General features: G+C 64.7%; 18 protein-coding genes and 1 tRNA gene. 9 read left to right on the forward strand and 10 right to left on the reverse strand.

All coding sequences use genetic code 11. The features are described from left to right. Nucleotides 1-14: 14 nt before the first annotated feature. Together grpE and hrcA are read right to left on the reverse strand one after the other, a co-directional pair. On the reverse strand, nucleotides 15-566 hold the full coding sequence (grpE, locus tag ABIC16_RS14685; RefSeq protein WP_354291652.1) for a nucleotide exchange factor GrpE: 552 nt from the start codon (nucleotides 564-566) through the stop codon (nucleotides 15-17). Nucleotides 567-586: 20 nt separating this feature from the next. After that, nucleotides 587-1630 (reverse strand): heat-inducible transcriptional repressor HrcA, encoded by a 1044-nt coding sequence (hrcA, locus tag ABIC16_RS14690; RefSeq protein ID WP_354291653.1) that lies wholly within the window; start codon nucleotides 1628-1630, stop codon nucleotides 587-589. 146 nt (nucleotides 1631-1776) lie between these two features. Between hrcA and ABIC16_RS14695 the strand changes: the two genes are divergently transcribed. The 3 genes from ABIC16_RS14695 to ABIC16_RS14705 are packed head-to-tail and all read left to right on the forward strand — an operon-like array spanning nucleotide 1777 to nucleotide 4354. Then, nucleotides 1777-2358 carry an SRPBCC family protein gene (locus ABIC16_RS14695; RefSeq protein ID WP_354291654.1) on the forward strand — a complete coding sequence of 194 codons (582 nt, stop codon included), beginning with the start codon at nucleotides 1777-1779 and terminating at the stop codon, nucleotides 2356-2358. Beyond that, the gene (locus ABIC16_RS14700) at nucleotides 2358-3545 is read left to right on the forward strand and encodes a zinc-dependent alcohol dehydrogenase (protein WP_354291655.1); all 1188 of its coding nucleotides are present in this window, start codon (nucleotides 2358-2360) and stop codon (nucleotides 3543-3545) included. Before ABIC16_RS14695 ends, ABIC16_RS14700 begins: the two co-directional genes overlap by 1 nt. Before the next feature lie 23 nt (nucleotides 3546-3568). Next, complete coding sequence (locus ABIC16_RS14705; RefSeq protein WP_277970267.1) at nucleotides 3569-4354, forward strand: SDR family NAD(P)-dependent oxidoreductase; 786 nt, start codon at nucleotides 3569-3571, stop codon at nucleotides 4352-4354. Between the two features lie 98 nt (nucleotides 4355-4452). Here ABIC16_RS14705 and ABIC16_RS14710 read toward each other — a convergent pair whose 3' ends face one another. Then, nucleotides 4453-5214 (reverse strand): energy transducer TonB, encoded by a 762-nt coding sequence (locus tag ABIC16_RS14710; protein ID WP_354291656.1) that lies wholly within the window; start codon nucleotides 5212-5214, stop codon nucleotides 4453-4455. 95 nt (nucleotides 5215-5309) lie between these two features. Here ABIC16_RS14710 and rph point away from each other — a divergent pair, with 95 nt between their 5' ends. Together rph and rdgB are read left to right on the forward strand one after the other, a co-directional pair. Then, nucleotides 5310-6026: a ribonuclease PH gene (gene rph / locus ABIC16_RS14715; protein WP_277971112.1), complete on the forward strand. Its 717-nt coding sequence runs from the start codon at nucleotides 5310-5312 to the stop codon at nucleotides 6024-6026. Beyond that, complete coding sequence (rdgB, locus tag ABIC16_RS14720) at nucleotides 6023-6667, forward strand: RdgB/HAM1 family non-canonical purine NTP pyrophosphatase (protein WP_354291657.1); 645 nt, start codon at nucleotides 6023-6025, stop codon at nucleotides 6665-6667. The genes rph and rdgB overlap by 4 nt, the downstream gene beginning before the upstream one ends. A gap of 73 nt (nucleotides 6668-6740) precedes the next feature. Here rdgB and ABIC16_RS14725 read toward each other — a convergent pair whose 3' ends face one another. Next, the gene (locus tag ABIC16_RS14725) at nucleotides 6741-7352 is read right to left on the reverse strand and encodes a PEPxxWA-CTERM sorting domain-containing protein (protein ID WP_354291658.1); all 612 of its coding nucleotides are present in this window, start codon (nucleotides 7350-7352) and stop codon (nucleotides 6741-6743) included. A 238-nt stretch (nucleotides 7353-7590) separates the two neighbouring features. Then, nucleotides 7591-8139 (reverse strand): CAP domain-containing protein, encoded by a 549-nt coding sequence (locus ABIC16_RS14730; RefSeq protein WP_354291659.1) that lies wholly within the window; start codon nucleotides 8137-8139, stop codon nucleotides 7591-7593. A 59-nt stretch (nucleotides 8140-8198) separates the two neighbouring features. Between ABIC16_RS14730 and hemW the strand changes: the two genes are divergently transcribed. Next, nucleotides 8199-9374 carry a radical SAM family heme chaperone HemW gene (gene hemW, locus ABIC16_RS14735; protein ID WP_354291660.1) on the forward strand — a complete coding sequence of 392 codons (1176 nt, stop codon included), beginning with the start codon at nucleotides 8199-8201 and terminating at the stop codon, nucleotides 9372-9374. An 11-nt stretch (nucleotides 9375-9385) separates the two neighbouring features. Here the strand turns inward: hemW and ABIC16_RS14740 are convergent, their stop codons facing one another. From ABIC16_RS14740 to ABIC16_RS14750, 3 genes are all read right to left on the reverse strand, one after another. Continuing rightward, complete coding sequence (locus ABIC16_RS14740) at nucleotides 9386-10045, reverse strand: DUF4893 domain-containing protein (protein WP_277971107.1); 660 nt, start codon at nucleotides 10043-10045, stop codon at nucleotides 9386-9388. A 183-nt stretch (nucleotides 10046-10228) separates the two neighbouring features. Next, complete coding sequence (gene clpX / locus ABIC16_RS14745; protein WP_131529270.1) at nucleotides 10229-11497, reverse strand: ATP-dependent Clp protease ATP-binding subunit ClpX; 1269 nt, start codon at nucleotides 11495-11497, stop codon at nucleotides 10229-10231. A 165-nt stretch (nucleotides 11498-11662) separates the two neighbouring features. Next, complete coding sequence (locus tag ABIC16_RS14750) at nucleotides 11663-12364, reverse strand: ATP-dependent Clp protease proteolytic subunit (RefSeq protein WP_131529272.1); 702 nt, start codon at nucleotides 12362-12364, stop codon at nucleotides 11663-11665. A gap of 347 nt (nucleotides 12365-12711) precedes the next feature. Between ABIC16_RS14750 and ABIC16_RS14755 the strand changes: the two genes are divergently transcribed. Further along, on the forward strand, nucleotides 12712-14304 hold the full coding sequence (locus ABIC16_RS14755; RefSeq protein ID WP_354291661.1) for a hypothetical protein: 1593 nt from the start codon (nucleotides 12712-12714) through the stop codon (nucleotides 14302-14304). A gap of 328 nt (nucleotides 14305-14632) precedes the next feature. Here ABIC16_RS14755 and tig read toward each other — a convergent pair whose 3' ends face one another. After that, nucleotides 14633-16258, reverse strand: a complete 1626-nt coding sequence (gene tig, locus ABIC16_RS14760) for a trigger factor (protein ID WP_354291662.1) — start codon at nucleotides 16256-16258, stop codon at nucleotides 14633-14635. Between the two features lie 60 nt (nucleotides 16259-16318). Next, nucleotides 16319-16403: transfer RNA gene (locus tag ABIC16_RS14765), tRNA-Leu, on the reverse strand. A gap of 159 nt (nucleotides 16404-16562) precedes the next feature. Between ABIC16_RS14765 and ABIC16_RS14770 the strand changes: the two genes are divergently transcribed. Next, complete coding sequence (locus ABIC16_RS14770; protein ID WP_277971105.1) at nucleotides 16563-16772, forward strand: hypothetical protein; 210 nt, start codon at nucleotides 16563-16565, stop codon at nucleotides 16770-16772. Continuing rightward, complete coding sequence (locus ABIC16_RS14775; RefSeq protein WP_354291663.1) at nucleotides 16769-16996, forward strand: hypothetical protein; 228 nt, start codon at nucleotides 16769-16771, stop codon at nucleotides 16994-16996. The genes ABIC16_RS14770 and ABIC16_RS14775 overlap by 4 nt, the downstream gene beginning before the upstream one ends. The last annotated feature ends 7 nt before the right edge of the window (nucleotides 16997-17003 follow it).

The raw sequence follows: 17003 nt of genomic DNA on the forward strand, positions 1-17003 counted from the left end.
GCGGCGGTCCGATCTTACTGGGCCTTGGCCACCCCGACCAGCGCCGGACGCAGCAACCGGTCCTTGATCATGTAGCCCGACTGCATTTCCTGCACGACCGTCCCCGCCGGCTCGTCGCTCGGCAGCTCGAACATCGCCTGGTGGAAATTCGGATCGAGCTTCTCGCCGATCGTCGTCATCTTCTTGATGCCGTGCCGCTGGAACACCGCTTCCAGTTCGCGACCAGTGGCCTCGAGCCCGGCGACGAGCCCCTTCATCTTTTCGTCCTCGCGCAGATCCGCCGGGATCGCATCGAGACCGCGTGCAAGATTATCCGCCACCGACAGCAGATCGCGCGCAAACGCGGTCGACGCATAGGCCCGCGCGTCGGCGGTTTCCTTCTCCGCGCGGCGTCGGATGTTCTGCGCCTCGGCATGCGCATACAGCACCGCCTGCTTCGATTCCGCGAGCTCCGCCTCGAGCTTGTCGAAGCGCGCGTCGGCGGCATCATGCTCGGCGACCTCGGGTGCGGCTGCGGCGGTTTCCTCGCGCAGGTCCTGTGCCTGGTTCGTGTCGTTATCGCTCATGTCGTCCAAAAATCCCGTGTTCAACCCATCAATCGCGCGAGTGTCGCGGCGGTATAATCCACCATGGGCACGACGCGCGCATAGTTCAACCGCGTCGGCCCAATCACCCCCACGACTCCAACGACGCGACCGTCCAATCCGCGAAACGGTTTGGCGATGACCGAGGACCCGCTGAGCGCGAACAGCTTGGTTTCAGCGCCGATGAAGATCCGCGTCGCATCGCCCGCGGCGGCGTTGTCGAGCAGCCGCGCAATGTCCTGCTTGCCCTCCAGATCGTCGAGCAGATCGCGCACCCGTTCCAGATCGGCCGCGGCGGCGTCGTCGATCAATCGCGCCTGCCCGCGCACGATCAGGACCGGGCGCCGGTCGCCGTCCTCGCTCCACACCGCCAGCCCGCGTTCGATCAGCGTGCGCGCTGCCCCGTCCAGTTCGGCGCGTTCGTCCATCATCTCGCGCTCGATCCGCGCGCGCGCCTCGGCGATCGTCAGCCCGCCGAGCATCGCGCTCATGTAATTGCCCGCCTCGACCAGCGCCGACACCGGGAGCCCGGGCGGCAAGGCGATCACGCGGTTCTCGACCGACCCGTCCGCGCCGACCAGCACCGCGAGCGCGCGCTCCGCCGACAGCGGGACGAAGCTCATCTGCCGCAGGACCAGCTCGCGCTTGGCGACCATCACCATCCCGGCACAGGCCGACAGCCCCGAAAGCGCCGCCGTGGTCGCGGCGATGGCTTCTTCGACCGGGCCGGTCTGCGTCAGCCGCGCCGCGATCGCGGCCTGTTCCTCGGCGGACGGTTCGAGCGCCTGCATCATGCCATCGACGAACAGCCGCAGCCCGATCTCCGTCGGCATCCGCCCCGCGCTGGTATGCGGCGCCGCGAGCAGCCCCAGTTCTTCCAGATCCTGCATGACGTTGCGGATCGAGGCGGGCGACAGGTTGAGCCCCGACAAATGCGCGATCGCGCGCGACCCGATCGGCGCCCCGGTGTTGAGATAGCTCTCCACCACGACTCGAAAGATGTCGCGCGCACGGTCATTGAGTTCGGCGACGGGGGCTGGGTTCATCCGTCATATATGGGGCGCATCGTCGCAACGCTCAACCGTTACGACCTTTCGACGATCACCCCGCCCCTAATCGAGGTTAACAAGGTTGTCAGGAACCGCCGGGGGGCGTCCACGCGTTGAACGGACTGCACCTCCAGGAGAGCATGATGCCCGACGTCACCACCGACGACGCACCCCTTTCCGCGTCCAAACACCCGTCCGCCGCGATCGATGTGGCGACCGACACTCTGCTCGAGAAGCGCGGCGACTCCATCGTCGGGCGATCGGTGACGATCAACCGTCCCCGCGCCGAACTGTTCGCCTATTTCCGCGATTTCGCCAACCTGCCGACCTTCATGGAGAATGTCGTGCGGATAGACGTGCTCGATTCCAAACGGTCGCATTGGGTCGTCAAGGCGCCCGCCGGAAAGACGGTCGAATGGGACTCGGTCGTCACCGACGAGGCGGACGGGTCGTACATCGCCTGGGCGTCCGAACCCGGCGCGGATATCGACAACAGTGGCCGCATCGAATTCCGCGACGCAGGCGCGCGCGGCACCGTCGTCACCGCCACCTTGTTGTACGATCCGCCCGCGGGCGTGGTCGGCAAGCTGATCGCCAAGCTATTCCAGCGCGAGCCCGCCATTCAGGCACGCCGCGACCTGCGCCGGTTCAAGCAATTGATGGAAACCGGCGAAATCGCCACCGCCGCGCAAACGCGCCAGCAATTCGAAGAGGAACTCGCCTGATGCGCGCACTGACCTGGCATGGACGCCACGACGTCCGCGTCGACACCGTCGACGACCCCGAGATCATCAACCCCCGCGATGCGATCATCAAGATCACCGCGACCGCGATCTGCGGGTCGGATCTGCATCTGTACGACGGGTACATCCCGACGATGCAATCGGGCGACATTCTCGGCCATGAATTCATGGGCGAAGTCGTCGAAATCGGTCCCAAATCGACGTTGAAGAAGGGCCAGAAGGTCGTCGTCCCGTTCACCATCGCGTGCGGCAGCTGCTATCATTGCGGCAAGCACCAATATTCGGCGTGCGACAACGGCCTCCCCGCCGACAATCAGGATATCGCGCAGACGCTGTACGGCCAGCCGATGTCCGGACTGTTCGGCTATAGCCACATGACCGGCGGCTATGCCGGCGGCCAGGCCGAATATGTCCGCGTGCCGTTCAGCGACGTCGGCCCGATCGTGATCCCCGAGGGGATCGACGACGAAAAAGTGCTGTTCCTGTCCGACATCCTGCCGACCGGCTGGATGGCGGCGGAGAATGCCGACATCGAACCCGGTGACACCGTCGCCGTCTGGGGCTGCGGTCCGGTCGGGCTGTTCGCGGTGCAGTCGGCGTTCCTGATGGGCGCCGAACGCGTCATCGCGATCGACCATTTCCCGCGCCGCCTCGAACTCGCCAAGAAGTTCGGCGCGGAGACGATCAACTTCGAGGATTCAGGCGTTTACGACGCGCTGATGGAGATGACCGGCGGGATCGGCCCGGATGCGGTGATCGACAGCGTCGGCCTGGAAGCCCACGGTTTCTTTGTCGACAACGTGATCGACCAGATCAAGAAGTCGACCTTCCTCGGTACCGACCGGACCCACGCGATCCGTCAGGCGATCTATGCCTGCCGCAAGGGTGGCCGTGTTTCGATGCCCGCGGTGTACGGCGGGTTCGTCGACAAGTTCCCGCTCGGCGCGTTCATGGAAAAGGGCCTGACGCTCAAAACCGGCCAGACGCATGTCCAGCATTATCTGCCCGGCCTGCTGGCCGCGATCCTCGAAGAGAAGATCGACACGACCTTCCTCATCTCGCACCGCCTGTCGCTGGAAGAGGCCCCGCAGGGCTACAAGATGTTCCACGACAATCAGAATGAAGTGACCAAGGTCGTCCTCAAGCCCGGCCTCGCGCCCACGCTCTGATCCGTACTCCAGGAGACATCATCATGGCCAACAAACTTGCCCTCGTTACCGGCGCGTCGACCGGGATCGGGTTCGAACTCGCGACCCTCGCCGCCAAGCAGGGCTACGACCTGATCGTCGTCGCGAACGAAGCGCTGATCGACGCCGCCGCCGCGGACTTCAAGCAATTCGGCACCGACGTCCAGTCGGTCAACGCCGACCTGTCCTCGATCGACGGCGTCGACCAGTTGCTCGATGCGACCGGCGGACGCCAGATCGACTTGCTGTTCGCCAATGCCGGGATCGGCACGGGCGGCGCGTTCCTCGACCAGGACGTCGCCATGTGGCGCCGCTCGGTCGACACCAACATCACCGGCACGATCTACCTCGTCCAGCGCGTGCTCAAGGACATGGTCGCGCGCGATGACGGCAAGATCCTCGTCACCGGGTCGATCGCGGGGTACATCCCCGGCGCGTTCAACGCGGTCTACAACGGCACCAAGGCGTTCGTCGACAATTTCACCGAAGCGCTGCGCAACGAGATCAAGGACTCGAAGGGCGTGACGCTGACGACGCTGATGCCCGGACCCGTCGATACCGAATTCTTCGACCGCGCGGGCATGGGCGATACCAGCGTCGGGCAGGACGACAACAAGAGCGATCCGCTCGATGTCGCGAAGGACGGCTGGGACGCGCTGTTCGCCGGCAAGGGGCACATCGTCTCGGGCCTCAAGAACAAACTGCAGGTCGCGGCGACGGGCGTCATCCCGCCGTCGATCCTTGCCGAACAGCATCGCAAGATGGCGGAGCCGGGTAGCGGGGAGCAGTAAGCGATCGTCGCGCCGTTAAAGGCAACCCGGTAAGAAACGCGAACACCCCGGGACGCTGTTCCGGGGTGTCGCTGTATAAGGGCCGGACATGCGGCCCGCTATTCGTCATCCTCATACCGCCCACGTTCGATCGTCCAGACTTGCTCCCCGGTGACCGTGTCCGGAACCGCCTGTCCAGCGGCATTGCGTGTGGGGCGGTAGCGGAGCTTCTCGATGATCAGCGCGCACGTCGCCGCATCCAACCGGGGATTGCGGCTCGACCGCGTAATCCGGCACGCGGTAACCCGCCCCTTCGCACTGACATCGAACGCCATCCCGACGGTCCCAGAGACGTGCGCTTCATACAGGTCGCGCGGCAAATCACGATAACGCAGCTCGCCGCGGATCAGTTCGAGCGGGATCTCGCCACCCCCGCCGCCATCGCCGTCGCCGCCGCGCCCGCTTCCCCGGCCGTTGCCCTGCCCGCCGCTCCCCGTCCCCGGCCCGACCACGGGCGCCGCCCCGGCGCGCGGATCGATCCCCGCACCCGCGACCGGGGCCACCGGGATCGGCGGCGGCTGCGGCAAGCGGATCACGGGTGGTGGCGCGACGACTTCGGTCGGCTTGGCGGTCAGGTTGGGCGGCGCGGCTTCCGCCTCCTTGCGCTTCTCCGCCTTGCGCGGTGCGGGGACGATCTCCTTCCGGGGCGGCGGCGGCGCAGGCGGCAGCACCGAAAACGCCTTCAGTTCCTCGGACACACGCGTGCGGAAATCGACCGACAACCCCGTCATCAAGCCATAGCCGATCGCCACGACCAGCAGCGCCGCCCCGCCGGCGGAGGCCACCCGGTCCTTGATCGATGATGCACGATACGTCGTCATTGCAGGCAAATGGCTCCCAATCTCCCCCTTCAGATAGGGGTGACACCATCCGAACGCACGGGTAGGTCGTCGCGACCATTCTCAGGAGATACCCGATGCGCCCAAGCGGCCGTACCCCCGACCAGATGCGCACGATCACGATCGAGCCGCGCTTCACCCGCCATGCCGAAGGATCGGTGCTGATCGGGTTCGGCGACACCAAGGTCCTCGTCACCGCCAGCATCGAGGAAAAGGTGCCCCCCTTCCTCCGCGGCAAGGGCGAAGGCTGGGTCACCGCCGAATATGGCATGCTCCCGCGCGCCACGCATACCCGTGGCAGCCGCGAAGCCGCCAAGGGCAAGCAATCCGGCCGCACGCAGGAAATTCAGCGCCTGATCGGGCGCTCGCTGCGCGCGGTGACCGACCTCAAGCTGCTCGGCGAACGCCAGATCGTGCTCGACTGCGACGTGATCCAGGCGGACGGCGGCACGCGCACCGCGGCGATCTCGGGCGCGTGGGTCGCGCTTCGCCTCGCGATCGACGGGCTGCTCGAAAGCGGCAAGCTGACCAGCGATCCGCTGACGCAGAAGGTCGCCGCGGTCAGCTGCGGGATCTACAAGGGCACGCCCGTGCTCGATCTCGATTACGACGAGGATTCGAAGGCCGACGCGGACGCCAATTTCGTCCTGCTAGAAACCGGTAACATCGCCGAAGTCCAGGCAACCGCCGAAGGCGCGACCTATGACGAGGAAGCGCTGCTCCGCCTGCTCCGCCTGTCGCGCATCGGCTGTACCGAGATCTTCGCGGCGCAGGCCCGGGCCGTCGGCAAATGAGCCCGGTCGAGCCCGACGGCGTGCCGCCCCAGGCGATCCGCAAGCTCACCCCCGGCAAGCTCGTCATCGCCAGCCACAATGCCGGCAAGGTGCGTGAGATCAACGCGCTGCTCGCCGAATATGGGATCGAGGCAATCTCGGCGGCGGACCTCGACTTGCCCGAGCCCGAGGAGACCGGAACGACCTTCGTCGCGAATGCCGAACTGAAGGCGTTACAGGCGGCGGACCTGTCGGGTCTGCCCGCGCTGGCGGACGACAGCGGTCTGTGCGTCGATGCTTTGGGCGGCGACCCCGGTGTCTACACCGCCAATTGGGCGGAAACGCCGAACGGTCGCGACTGGACGCTCGCCATGACCAAGGTCGAGCAGGCGCTCGCGGAAAAAGGCCCCGATGCCAGCCGCGCGGCGCATTTCGTCAGCGTGCTCGCGCTCGCCTGGCCGGATGGGCACGTGCAGTGGTTCGAAGGTCGGGCAGAGGGAACGCTGACTTGGCCCCCGCGTGGCGACGTCGGTTTCGGCTATGATCCGGTGTTCGTGCCCTTGGGCAACACCCAGACCTATGCCGAGATGGACCCCGCAGAAAAGCACGCGATCAGCCACCGTGCCGCCGCCTTTGCCGCGATGATCGCCGCCGTTCTGTAAGCGGAGATCCGCAAGACGCGAAAAAGCCGGCGGTCGCGGGACCGCCGGCTTTTTCAATATGCCCCCGAACCGCTCAGGCGAAGCGGAGCTTGGTCGAGCGCTTGCGATAGCGCAGCGCTGCGCCCATCAGGCCGAAACCGGCGAGCATCATCGCCCACGTGCCGGGCTCAGGCACCGCTGCGGTCATCGACGGGGTGAACTTGGCGTAGACGAAGCTCGACAGCGACTTGGTCGACGTGTTCGCGCCGATCATCCCGGGGACGGTGAAGTCCACCGAGGTCAGCGGCGTGTTCACCGCATCCTTGAACAGCACAATCCCGCCGGTCTGCGCGAACGGGATCAGGACGTTGCACGCAACCAGGTTGCTGCAGCCGTTGGTCAGGTTCGGGCGCGTATCGAATGCGCCTGCGCTGCTGTTGATGAACACCTGCGACAGCAGTGCATTGCCCGCGGCGAACGCGCTCGACAGCGTCTTGAAGGTGAAGTTGTTGGTCGTGCAGCCGCCGAACACGCTCGAGCAGGTCCCGTCGAGGAAGGCGACGTCATAGCTTGCACCGCCGATGGAGACGCCCGTCGCGCCCATCAACTTGCCGCCGGTGACGATCGGCGTCGCGGCAAAGGCTGGCATCGCAACGAGAGCGCTGGCGAGTGCGGCGGCGGCATACAAGCTCTTGATCGACTTCATCGGTTACACCCCTTTTACAAAGCCGCTCGTCGGCCCCTGGTGAAACCGCATCTACTTCCGAAAAGATGTTGCGCAACCGCGTATAAATGCCTGTTAACCAAGCATTGTTTCGAAATTGGAAGATCATCGTTAACATCTCGCCCATTCCCGATTTGCGACACTTCGAGAAGGATATTTCGGCATTCGGCGTGGCAACAGGCGCCATCCTTACCGCCGCAAGCAACGATTGCGCCGCGACTCAGTAAACGCGTTCGCCGACGACGTTGCCGGGGGGCGAATAGCGGCAGACCAGATAATCGTCTTCCGCAGTGCTGCGGAGCGTACAGCCGACGTGCGTGGTCGAGTGCCAGATGATCTGGGTGTAATGGCCGACGTCCTCGCCGCGCCCCGTCTTGCTGAAGAACGGGGTCTCGCCGTTGATGAAGTTCACCTTCTCGGCGACCCACAGGTCGACCATCTCGCTATAGGCGTAGGCACCCCGCGTTCCGCGGAACAGCGCTTCCCCTTCCCGCCCCGCCCCCTCGGGCTGATCGGCATGGCGAAAATCCCCGGTTCGCACCAGCGTATCGGCGTAAGTCGCCGCGTGCGCGGCAAGCATGTCGTCCCAGAGCAACGGCGCCTCGCCGACTTCGGCCCGGGCGGCCGCATGGCGTGCCAGCATGGCCTCTTTCAGCATTGCCTCGCCGCGCGGATAGGTTCCGGCAATCGTCCGTGGCTCGACCACAGTTACAGGGGACGCGCCATCGCACCCGCCCAGCATCAATACTGCAAGCAGTCCCCCCAACATTCGGCCTCTATACCGCAAAGACCTTCCCACCGTCATCGTCTACCTTCATAGCGCGCCGGATGATCGTCCCGTCCGCTTCCTCTGCTGATCCGTCGTCGCCGCTTGCGCTTTATGTGCATTGGCCGTTCTGCGTGTCGAAATGCCCCTATTGCGATTTCAACAGCCACGTCCGCGACGTGGTCGATCAGGCGGAATGGCGCAAGGCGCTGCTGGAGGATCTCCGGTACGAGGCGCAGGCGTTGCCGGGTCGGCGGCTGGGCTCGATCTTCTTCGGCGGGGGAACGCCGTCGCTGATGCCGCCCGAAACCGTGGCAGCCGTGATCGATGCGGCGACAACCTATTGGAAACCCGACCCCGACATCGAGATCACGCTGGAAGCCAACCCATCGTCGGTTGAAGCGTCCCGCTTCACCGACCTCGCCCGCGCGGGGGTGAACCGCGTCTCGCTGGGGTTGCAGGCGCTCGACGACAGCGCACTGCGTTTCCTCGGGCGCGCGCACGACGTGACCGAAGGCCTGGGTGCCTTGGCGACCGCGCAGGCGGCGTTCAAGCGAGTCAGTTTCGACCTGATCTACGCGCGCCCGGGGCAGCGGATCGCCGATTGGAAAGCCGAACTCAGCCGCGCGTTGAGCTTCGGAACCGAACATCTGTCGCTGTACCAGCTTACGATCGAACCCGGCACGCGCTTCGCGACCGAAGCCGCCGCTGGCCGGATCGTGATTCCCAATGGCGATTCGGCAGCCGACCTGTTCGAAACGACTCGTGCGATGACGGCGGCGGCCGGCTTGCCCGCGTATGAAATCTCCAATCACGCGCGAATCGGTGCGGAGAGCCGCCACAACCTCGTCTATTGGCGCTACCGCGACTATGCAGGCATCGGCCCTGGCGCACATGGTCGGCGCGGCGGGCTGGCGACGGCGCGGCACAAGAAGCCCGAGAATTGGATGTCGGCGGTCGCCCGCAACGGTCATGGCGCGCAGATCGAGGATCTGCTGCCGCCTTCGGACCGCTCGACCGAGGCGTTGCTGATGGGTCTCCGGTTGCGCGAGGGCGTCGACCTCGGCCGGATCGCACGGCTTGGCGAAACGACCGTGGACGGATTGATCGATACTGTCGCAACGGAACGGCTGATCGCACAGGGGTTGATCGCGCGGGACGGCGACTGGCTGGGCGTTACCGAGGCGGGGATGCTGCTGCTCGACGCGATCCTGCCGATCGTCGTCAGGACTCCGTAAGGCGTTTAGTCCTACCCCGACACCGCCGGCACCGACCCCGGAACCTTGGGCGTCACCGGCACCAGCTCGTACACGTCGAGCAACGCTCCGCCCGCCGCCCGCGCGAGGGTCAGCCGCCACCGAAACGGCGAGACCCGCTCCACCACGCCCGTGACGTTCGTCGCCGGGCTGTTGCCATAAGCGGGCACCGAGCCACCCCGGACGGGCGCCAGCGCGCCCAGGAACACCTGTCGCGTGTCGTTCTGGGTGAACAGCCAGCCCCGCGGCTGGATGGTGCCGCTCTGCTTGTTGAAGGCGGTGCCCTCGGGCGTGACCACCACGGTGCAGAAATCGGGCTTGAAACTCGCGAACCCGGCGCGGCCCCCGAAGCGCATCAGGCGGCAATAATACAGGCCCGGCGACAGTTCGGCCTTGGGCAGAGCGACCGCGGGGTCGAGCAGCGGCCCCTCCGCCGCGACCGCAACTCGCGCGCGACGCGGCAGGTCGGCGCGCGCTCGTGCCCAGACCGTCGGCAAGCGGTCGATCGCGGATCGGTCGACCGAGGTGAGCCGCATATGCCAGCTGGTCGGCACATCAGGCTGCTCCGAAACCGCGATCTGTGGCGGACGTTGCGGCGTGCACCCGGTAGCAAGAGCGATCGTCGCGGATAACAGCAGCGCAGCGTGGCGCATAAAACTCCCTCCGGACCCAGGATCCGACCCGGACCCATGGTACCCTATCCAAACGTAAAGATCGCGGGTTAACGATTCGTCAATTGCTACGATCGGCCGTCCCGCGCGGCACCGCCCGGACGACAAACAGAAAGGGCGCCGGTCACCCGACGCCCCCGCTGCGGAGTTGGAAACGGTGCGGCGTTACGCCGCGCCCGCCCCCGCCTTTTCCTTCTTGGCATAGACGCGGATCGGCTCCTTGCGGCCGTCGATCACGTCCTTGTCGATCATCACCTCGTCGACGCCGTCCATGCCCGGCAAATCGAACATCGTGTCGAGCAAGATGCCCTCGAGGATCGACCGAAGCCCGCGCGCGCCGGTCTTGCGATCGATCGCCTTCTTGGCAACCTGCACCAGCGCATCGTCGGTAAAGCCGAGCTTGACCGTCTCCATGTCGAACAGCTTCTGATACTGTTTCACCAGCGCGTTCTTCGGCTCGGTCAGGATCGTCACCAGCGCCGGAACGTCGAGATCCTCGAGCGTCGCGATCACCGGCAGACGGCCGACGAACTCAGGGATGAGCCCGAACTTGAGCAGATCCTCGGGCTCGACCGCCTTGAGCGTCTCACCGGTACGGCGTTCCTCAGGCGAGGCGACATAGGCACCGAAGCCGATCGACTTGCCCTGCAGACGATCCCCGATGATCTTCTCGATGCCGCTGAACGCGCCACCGCAGATGAACAGGATGTTGGTCGTGTCGACCTGCAGGAACTCCTGCTGCGGATGCTTGCGGCCCCCCTGCGGCGGAACGCTTGCGGTGGTGCCTTCCATCAGCTTGAGCAGCGCCTGCTGGACGCCCTCGCCCGAAACGTCGCGCGTGATCGACGGGTTCTCGGCCTTGCGGCTGATCTTGTCGATCTCGTCGATATAGACGATCCCGCGCTGCGCCCGCTCGACGTTATAGTCGGACGCCTGGAGCAGCTTGAGGATGATGTTCTCGACGTCCTCGCCGACGTAACCGGCTTCGGTCAGCGTCGTCGCATCGGCCATCGTGAACGGCACGTCGAGGATTCTAGCAAGGGTTTGGGCGAGCAGCGTCTTGCCGCAACCGGTCGGGCCCATCAGCAGGATGTTCGACTTGGCAAGCTCGACGTCCGCACCCTTCTGGCCGTGGTTGAGGCGCTTGTAATGATTGTGCACCGCCACCGAGAGCACGCGCTTGGCGCGCTTCTGGCCGATGACGTAATCATCGAGCACGTCGCAGATTTCCTGCGGCGTGGGGACGCCGCCGTCCTTCTTGCTCACCAGCGCGGACTTCGTCTCCTCGCGGATGATGTCGTTGCACAGTTCGACGCATTCATCGCAGATGAAAACGGTAGGGCCCGCAATCAGCTTGCGGACTTCGTGCTGCGATTTGCCGCAGAACGAGCAATAAAGCGTGCTCTTGGAGTCGCCGCCGGTCATCTTTGGCATTTAGTCCATCCTTGGCAGCCCTTGGGGCGCACTACTGCGAGGGTCCATCCTAGACCGCCCTCGCGCGGTCCGACAATCACCAAAATCGTCTTGAGATAGGTGTGCCGGGCTAAAACATAGACGCCCGGCACTGAATATACGGTGAATTTACGAGATCACTTCGAATTATGCAGACGTCAGCGCCGGCGGCGTGGTCGAGTCGTCGGGGAGCGCCGGACGCTTGTCGAACACCTGGTCGACCAGGCCAAAGTCCTTGGCCTCATGCGCCTCGAGGAACGTGTCACGGTCCATCGCACGCTCAATCTCCTCGAGCGGCTTGCCGGTGTACTGCGCATACAGCGCATTCATCCGGTTCTTGATCCGCTGGATTTCCTTCGCCTGGATCTGGATGTCGCTCGCCATGCCCTGTGCCCCGCCCGAAGGCTGGTGGATCATGATCCGCGCGTTGGTCAGCGCGACGCGCATCCCCGGCTCGCCCGCTGCGAGCAGGAAGCTGCCCATCGACGCGGCCTGACCCATGCAGACCGTGCCGACGCGCGGACGGATGTACTGCATCGTGTCATGGATCGCCATGCCCGCCGTGACGACACCGCCCGGCGAGTTGATGTACATGAAGATGTCCTTCTTCGGATTCTCCGATTCCAGGAACAGCAGCTGAGCGCTGATCACCGAGGCCATATGGTCCTCGACGCCGCCCGTGATGAAGATGATGCGTTCGCGCAGCAGCCGCGAGTAAATGTCGAAGCTGCGCTCGCCGCGATTGGATTGCTCGATGACGATCGGAACGAGCCCACCCTGCGGGGAGGCCGCCATCCCGGCGCCATGAAGGGGGGCCATGAAGTCACCGGTGTCGAACGGATTGCGCATGATGAGTCTTGAAATCCTTTATGCCCCGAAGAGACGTCATACATCGGCGTTGCCGGAAACGAGTTCAAGCCCCCGTCCGGACCAGCGCACCGAGTCCTCGCGAATGCCCAGCCGTAGTGGCCTGATGGCCTTGCCGACAACTGACGACGCCAAACCTAAAGCGATCTCTTGAGCAGCCCCAGCGAGATCGACACCGTCGTGGCAAGGGCCATGACGGCACCCCGACAATGATCCTGCCGCACTGCAAAAAAGCCGTGCAGTCCAGTTCCAAATAGGCGATATCGCCACGACGTCTTCAGATATTGCGTATTGAGCGTCTTGGAAATTACGGAATTTGACGAGGCGCTATGAACCGGTCTAAAATCGCGGCCCTCCTGCCTCGTCAATATGCCTTACTTCTGTGTGCGCTGTTTTTCCTGTGGCCGGCTGTGGTCAACGGCGGGCCATTCTTTTTCGACGACACGACCGCCTATATCCGGGGGGTAGACGCTGCGGCCTATCGCATCACCGGTGTACCGAGCGATTGGACCGTGCAGCCGGACCAATCGAAAACCCCGGCCGCCGCGCCCAACCACGTCACTGGCGCCGCTCCATCCTCCGCGGCCCCCCGCGCACCCGCCATCCCCACCAAACCCGTGTTGCTGGGGCGATCCGCCTATTACGGGGCGATTCTGTATCTCGGCATCCTTTTCGACAGCTTCTGGTCAGTGCTGCTCTTGCAGGCATTGGTCACCGCCGCCGTCCTGCTGACTCTCGTCCGTCACTTTGTCGATCCGGCGAACGAACGGCGGTTCGCATTTGCGACCACCGGCACCTTCGTGCTGGCTGCGGTCACGCCGCTGCCGTTCTTTGTATGTTTGCTGATGCCCGACTTGTTCAGCGGGCTGGCGATCGTGGCCGCTGCGATCGTTCTCTGTGGGTGGAATCACGAGCGTCGCTTGGTCCGCCTCGGTCTCGTCGCTGTCCTCACGCTAGCGGCGCTGGTTCATTCTTCCAGTATCCTGCTGATAGCAGGCATGGGTGTCGTCTTTGCGCTGTGGGCCGTTGTTCGGACACGCACACACCCCCAGCAGGAAGCTCGGCGCTCCACCGTCGTCGCACGGATCCTGCCCGCCGGAATCCTGATGAGTTGTGCCCTGCTCGGCCTCGGTGGCGAAGCGCTGTTCTCGGTCGCGATCACATCGATGACAGGCCAGCCCCCCATCCGCCCCCCGTTTCTAACGGCGCGCTTCGTCGATGACGGCCCCGGGACCCAGTATCTGCGGGCGCAGTGCGACCACGCTCCTTTCCTGCTGTGCCAATACGTCGAGCGGCTACCGACCCCGAGTGACGGGTTCCTGTGGGACAAGAACCCACACACGGGTGTATTCATGACCCTGACGCCCGAGAAGCAACGGATACTGGCGTCGGAACAATCGCGTTTCGTCCTCGCCAGCGTGCAGCATGCGCCGGTAGCGGCCGCGAAGATGTTGGCGCACGATTTCGCACTGCAGATCGGCAAGACCGGTCTGGGCGAATTCAACTACACAGACGCTCAACGACAAACGTTCAACCTCAAGATTCCGCGAGAACCATTGTCATCCGTGCAACGGTCGCTCGCCTACAGCCGCGGCGTCACGACATTCCCGTTCGAAGTCCTCTCGCTGCTATTGACGGTCGGGTCACTCGGCGTTTTCCTGTGGTGCTGGCGTCAGCGGTCTTCGGCGATGCCCGGATTTGGCTATGCCGCCGTCGTGGTGTTGGGCGTCGGCATCAACGATCTGATTTGCGGCTGCCTTTCCACCCCGCACGACCGATACCAGATGCGGGTGATCTGGGTGCTGCCGGTGACGGCGCTCCTCATTCTGGTCGCCCAGCGCTGGGGAAAGACACCACAACGGGCTAGCGACGCGGCTATGGCTCGTCGGGCCGGCGCTCCTGCTGCCTTCGTCGGACGGTAGAAGCGAACGCCAGCCCGAGCCCGGATCTACCGCCCTGCGCTCTTGATCGAACTGCGTGCGGCTCGTTTCTGAGTATGTCGACCGCCCCGTCGACTTCGCGCCTCGCAGAGGGCCCAGCTTGGCGTCCGTCGACGCACGCGCATCCGAACCGTGTCGCTCCGTCACTGCTCCAGGATCGGGAAGGCACCCGACCGATGTCTTCGCCCTCGCCACACTCGAAGCGCTTTGGACCGACGGTCTTTCGGAGGGATGCCGAACGCGTCGCGCGAAAAAAAGGGGCGATCCGAAGACCGCCCCTGTTTTGAACCTAGAGAAAGAGACCCGGCGCTTACGCCTCGGGCTCTTCCTTGACCGCAGCGGCCTTCTTCTTCGCCGGTGCCTTCTTGGCAGGCGCTTCCGCAGCAGCCTCGTCGCCAGCCGGCTCTTCAGCCTTCTTGGCAGGGGCCTTCTTGGTCGCAGCCTTCTTCACCGGCTCAGCAGGCGTCGGTGCCGCCGCATCGTCGGTTGCCGGAGCGGCTTCGCCCTCGGCGTCGCCATCAGCCGACTTGGCCTTCTTCGCCGAAGCCTTCTTGGCAGCCTTGGGCTTGTGGTTGTCGTGATCGTGGCTGTGCGTGCCGGTCGAGAAACCTTCGTCGCTCTCGATCGCTGCCTCGAGCTCCTCGCGCGTCACTTCGCGATCGCTGATCTCGGACTTCTCGAACAGGTAATCGACGACCTTGTCCTCATAAAGCGGCGCACGGAGCTGCGCTGCTGCCATCGGCTCCTGCTGGACGTACTGCAGGAAGCGCTGGCGATCCTCGGGGCCGTACTGCTGCGCGGCCTGCGCGATCAGGCGGTTCATTTCCTGCTGGCTGACTTCGACGCCATTGGCCTGGCCGATTTCGCTAAGCAACAGGCCCAGACGAACGCGACGCTCCGCGATCTTCTGGTAATCCTCACGCTCAGATTCCATCTCGGCAAGCGCTGCCGCCGGATCTTCCTCATGCGTCGCTTCATGCTCGAGCTGCTGCCAGATCTGGCCGAATTCGGCTTCGACCATCGACGGCGGCACTTCGAAATCATGACCCTCGGCAAGCTGGTCGAGCAGCTTGCGCTTCATGTAGGTGCGCGTGAGACCATTGAGCTCCTGCTCGATCTGGCCCTTGAGCAGCTCGGTCAGCTGGTCGAGGCTCTGCAGGCCGAGCGAGGTCGCGAGCTCGTCGTCGATCTTGGTCTCGCCCGCGGTCTTCACCGACTTGATCGTCAGGTCGAACGTCGCGGCCTTGCCGGCGAGTTCCTTGGCCTGATAATCGGCCGGGAAATTGACGTTGATCTGGCGCTCGTCGCCGGCCTTCACGCCGACGACCTGATCTTCGAAGCCCGGGATCAGACGACCCGAACCGATTTCGACCGACATGTCCTCGCCGGTGCCGCCATCGAACGCGACGCCGTCGACCTTGCCGACGAAGTCCATCACGACGAGGTCACCCGTCTCGGCTGCACGGCCTTCAGCCTCCTCCCAACGCTTCTGCTGGTCGGCGAACTTCTGGAGCTGCGCCTGGACGGCGGCCTCGTCGACCGGAACGGTCAGACGCTCGAGCTTCAGACCCTCGATCGCCGGAGTCGGCACGTCGGGGAGCACTTCGAGCTCGACCTTGATGCTGGCATCCTTGCCAAGCTCATAGCCCTCGTCGAGGCTCACCGAAGGCTGCAGCGCGGGGCGCAGCTTGTGCTCGGCGATCAGCTCCTGGATGCCCTGCTGGATCGAGCTGTTGAGCGCGTCCTGCATCAGCGCGTCGCCGTGCATCTTGCGCACCAAGTTCGCGGGCACCTTGCCAGGGCGGAAGCCGGGCATCTTCACCGTCGGCGCGACACGCTTCAGTTCGGCGTCAACGCGCGAATCGATGTCCTTCGCGGTGATCTTCAGCGTGTAGGCGCGCTTCAGCCCCTCGTTCAACGTCTCGACAGTCTGCATGTTCAGGTCTGGCCTTTTACAGGAAATTCGTTTGGCGGCCGCCCGTTTGCCACGGGCGGCTGGTGCGGGCGAAGGGACTCGAACCCCCACATCTTGCGATGGCAGGACCTAAACCTGCTGCGTCTACCAGTTCCGCCACGCCCGCACAGGACACCGCCGGTGTGGGGGGCGTCTATAGCAGGCGCACAGGGTTGGGCAAGTCGCGGCGTTACATGCCCGAAAAACAGTCCGGAAGTGTCCTCCGGGATATTACGGGGCAACTCCCGCCGGGACCACGCGTTAGGATGGGCAGAGGAGAAAACTGATGGCGACCACACCCCCCACCGAACTTCCCCCGATGCCCGGCGATCCCGGCACCGTCCCGACCGAACCCGGTCAGCCGACCCCGATGCCGACCGAATTGCCGCCACCGACCCCGGACACCGACATCCCCAATCCGGCACCGATGGGCGACCCGGCGATCGACCCGGCACAACCGGTCGACGACTCCGGCCTGTCGGGCGACTTCGCATGAGCGACATCGATAAGAACGAAGGTCCGATCAAGGGGCCGCTCGACGACCCCAAGGCCGTTACGGATGATCGCAGCGACCTCCAGAAGATGGTGGAAGCGCGCAAGGATGCGGTCGAGGATGGTGAAGGCGGCGATGAGCCGGAAACCTTCACCTCCACGGGCATGTCCGACGGCGTAGGCGGCACCGGCGGCGTCACCAAGAATCAAGGCGACGACGCGCAGTAAATCGTCC

The organism is Sphingomonas sp. PvP055, from assembly GCF_040546365.1.
Taxonomy (GTDB): domain Bacteria; phylum Pseudomonadota; class Alphaproteobacteria; order Sphingomonadales; family Sphingomonadaceae; genus Sphingomonas; species Sphingomonas echinoides_A.

Coding starts and splice junctions, on each gene's coding strand:
- grpE (WP_354291652.1), bottom strand. CDS start 566: ATGAGCGATAACGACACGAACCAGGCACAGGACCTGCGCGAGGAAACC.
- hrcA (WP_354291653.1), bottom strand. CDS start 1,630: ATGAACCCAGCCCCCGTCGCCGAACTCAATGACCGTGCGCGCGACATC.
- ABIC16_RS14695 (WP_354291654.1), top strand. CDS start 1,777: ATGCCCGACGTCACCACCGACGACGCACCCCTTTCCGCGTCCAAACAC.
- ABIC16_RS14700 (WP_354291655.1), top strand. CDS start 2,358: ATGCGCGCACTGACCTGGCATGGACGCCACGACGTCCGCGTCGACACC.
- ABIC16_RS14705 (WP_277970267.1), top strand. CDS start 3,569: ATGGCCAACAAACTTGCCCTCGTTACCGGCGCGTCGACCGGGATCGGG.
- ABIC16_RS14710 (WP_354291656.1), bottom strand. CDS start 5,214: ATGACGACGTATCGTGCATCATCGATCAAGGACCGGGTGGCCTCCGCC.
- rph (WP_277971112.1), top strand. CDS start 5,310: ATGCGCCCAAGCGGCCGTACCCCCGACCAGATGCGCACGATCACGATC.
- rdgB (WP_354291657.1), top strand. CDS start 6,023: ATGAGCCCGGTCGAGCCCGACGGCGTGCCGCCCCAGGCGATCCGCAAG.
- ABIC16_RS14725 (WP_354291658.1), bottom strand. CDS start 7,352: ATGAAGTCGATCAAGAGCTTGTATGCCGCCGCCGCACTCGCCAGCGCT.
- ABIC16_RS14730 (WP_354291659.1), bottom strand. CDS start 8,139: ATGTTGGGGGGACTGCTTGCAGTATTGATGCTGGGCGGGTGCGATGGC.
- hemW (WP_354291660.1), top strand. CDS start 8,199: ATGATCGTCCCGTCCGCTTCCTCTGCTGATCCGTCGTCGCCGCTTGCG.
- ABIC16_RS14740 (WP_277971107.1), bottom strand. CDS start 10,045: ATGCGCCACGCTGCGCTGCTGTTATCCGCGACGATCGCTCTTGCTACC.
- clpX (WP_131529270.1), bottom strand. CDS start 11,497: ATGCCAAAGATGACCGGCGGCGACTCCAAGAGCACGCTTTATTGCTCG.
- ABIC16_RS14750 (WP_131529272.1), bottom strand. CDS start 12,364: ATGCGCAATCCGTTCGACACCGGTGACTTCATGGCCCCCCTTCATGGC.
- ABIC16_RS14755 (WP_354291661.1), top strand. CDS start 12,712: ATGAACCGGTCTAAAATCGCGGCCCTCCTGCCTCGTCAATATGCCTTA.
- tig (WP_354291662.1), bottom strand. CDS start 16,258: ATGCAGACTGTCGAGACGTTGAACGAGGGGCTGAAGCGCGCCTACACG.
- ABIC16_RS14770 (WP_277971105.1), top strand. CDS start 16,563: ATGGCGACCACACCCCCCACCGAACTTCCCCCGATGCCCGGCGATCCC.
- ABIC16_RS14775 (WP_354291663.1), top strand. CDS start 16,769: ATGAGCGACATCGATAAGAACGAAGGTCCGATCAAGGGGCCGCTCGAC.